Source organism: Streptomyces sp. B1866 (genome assembly GCF_031932565.1).
Lineage (GTDB): Bacteria > Actinomycetota > Actinomycetes > Streptomycetales > Streptomycetaceae > Streptomyces.
In genome coordinates this window covers 1-2,418 of sequence record NZ_JAVSCF010000453.1, presented here as the reverse complement: position 1 = coordinate 2,418, position 2,418 = coordinate 1, and the positions used below count along the sequence as shown (strand labels likewise).

Sequence of the window (2,418 nt, the reverse complement as noted above, 5' to 3'; positions counted from 1 at the left end):
GTGCAGGTGCCAGGCCGCGTCCACCTTGGGCCGCATGACGCGCGCCAGCTGCTCGGCGGTCAGCGACTCCACCACGGCGTCGTCCATGACGCCCGCCGCGTGGACCACGGCGGTCAGCGGCTGCTCCAGCGAGCCGAGGAGGTCGGCGAGCTGGTCGCGGTCGGCCACGTCGCAGGCCGCGACCCGGACCTTGGCGCCCAGCTCCTCCAGCTCGGCGACCAGGTCGGCCACCCCGTCGGCGGCCGGGCCACGGCGGCTGACCAGCAGCAGGTGCCGGATGCCGTGCCGCTCGGCCAGGTGCCGCGCGAACCGCGCGCCCAGACCGCCCGTACCACCGGTGATCAGCACCGTGCCGTCCGGATCCAGCGACCGTACGGCGTCGGACGCGTCCGTGTCGGCACGCGCGAGCCGCGGCGCCAGCACCCGGCCCGCGCGTACGGCCACCTGCGGCTCGTCCACGTCCAGCAGCGCGCGCCACTCCGGCTCCGCGCTCTCGTCGGCGTCCACCAGCAGGAGGCGGCCCGGGTGCTCGGACTGGGCGCTGTGGACCAGGCCCCACACGGCGGCCTGCGCCACGTCCGGCGACTCGTCGCCCACCGCGACAGCGCCGCGGGTCACCACCACCAGCCGCGTCTCGCGCAGCCGCTCGCTCGCCAGCCAGCGCCGCACCAGCTCCAGCGCGCTCTCGGCGACCGCGCGCGGCGCCTCGGCCGCGTCGCCCGCCGCGCCGGGGGCCGGGATCGCGGTGACGACCGCGTCCGGCGCCTGCCAGCCGTCGGCCAGCGCCTGCTCCAGCGCGTCCAGATCCGCGAACCGCTCGCCGTCCACGACGACGTCACCGAGGCTCGCCAGCCGCACCAGACGCGGCGCCTCGCCCGGCACCGCGACCCAGTCGACCTGGTACAGCGGACGCTGCCCGCCCTGCCGGGCGGCCTCAAGCTGCGCCTGCTCCACCGGGCGGACGTCGAGGCGGCCCACGCTCGCGACCGGGCGGCCGTCGTCACCGGCGATGTCGAGCCGCAGCGCGGAGTCGCCCGCCAGGCCGATCCGCACCCGCAGCCGCGTACGGCCGGACTCGTCCAGCCGCACCCCGGACCAGGAGAACGGCAGCCCGCCCGTGGCGCTGGGCCCCCGGTCGAGCATGCCGAGCCCGCCGTGCAGCGCGGAGTCGAACAGCGCCGGGTGCAGCCCGAACCCCTGGGCGGAGCCCGCGACCTCCGGCAGTTCCAGCTCGGTGTAGACCTCGTCGCCGAGGCGCCACGCCGACTGGACGGCCCGGAAGGCGGGGCCGTAGTCGAAGCCCATGTCGGTCAGGTGCGCGTGTTCGTTCACCCCGGCGTACAGCGTCTCCACGGCGACCGGCTCGGCACCGGCCGGGGGCCACTGGAGGGGGAACGGCTCGGCCGGCCGCGCCTCGGCGGCCAGCCAGCCGCGCCCGTGGCAGGTCATCTCCCGCTGCCCGTCCTCGTCACCGGAACCGGACTCGGGCCGGGAGTAGACCGCCACCTCTCGGCGGCCGTCCTCGACGGCCCGTCCGACGGTGACCTGGATCTGCCGCGCGGCGTCCTCCTCCAGCAGCAGCGGAGCCTCGATCACCAGCTCGTCCAGCACCGGGCAGCCCACCTCGCGGCCGGCCGTCAGCGCCATCTCCACCAGCGCCGTGCCCGGCACCAGGACCAGTCCGAACACCACGTGGTCCGTGGTCCACGGCTGGGAGTCGATGGACATCCGGCCGGTGAACAGCCACTCGTCCCGGTCGCCCACCGGCACCGACGCCGCCAGCACCGGGTGTCCGACCCGGCCGAGACCGGCCGCGGCGGCGTCCCCGGCGCCCGCGCCGGGCGTCAGCCAGAACCGCTCCCGCTGGAAGGCGTACGTCGGCAGCGCGACCTGCCGGGCGCCGGTGCCCGCGTAGAAGCCGGGCCAGTCCACCTCGACTCCGGCCACGTGCGCCTCGGCGAGCGAGGCCACGAACCGGTCGAGACCGCCCTCGTTACGCCGCAGGGAGCCGACGACCGCGACCCGGTCCTGGGCGCCGTGCGCCTGGACGGTCTCCTCGACCGCCATCGTCAGCACCGGATGCGGGGACATCTCGATGAAGAACCCGGTGCCGTTGTCCACCAGCGCCCGGATCGCGGGCTCGAAACCCACCCGGCCACGCAGGTTGCCGTACCAGTACGCGGCGTCCAGCACCTTGGTCTCGATGAACTCACCGACAGCAGTGGAGTAGAAGGGAATCCGGCCCGACACCGGCTCAATGGGAGCCAGAGCCTCCAGCAGCTCCGCCTCGATCGCCTCCACCTGCGCGGAGTGCGAGGCGTAGTCCACCGCCACCCGACGCGCCCGCACCCCGTCCCGCTCGCAGGCCGCGATCAGCTCGTCCAGCGCCTGCGGGTCACCGGCGATCACCACCGTGGC

The 2,418-nt window shown here is 75.7% G+C and carries 1 protein-coding gene; it reads right to left on the bottom strand.

Annotated features, from left to right (window positions below):
- The coding region (locus RKE29_RS29330; RefSeq protein WP_312008747.1) for an SDR family NAD(P)-dependent oxidoreductase at window positions 1–2,418 on the bottom strand (2,418 nt) is incomplete at both ends.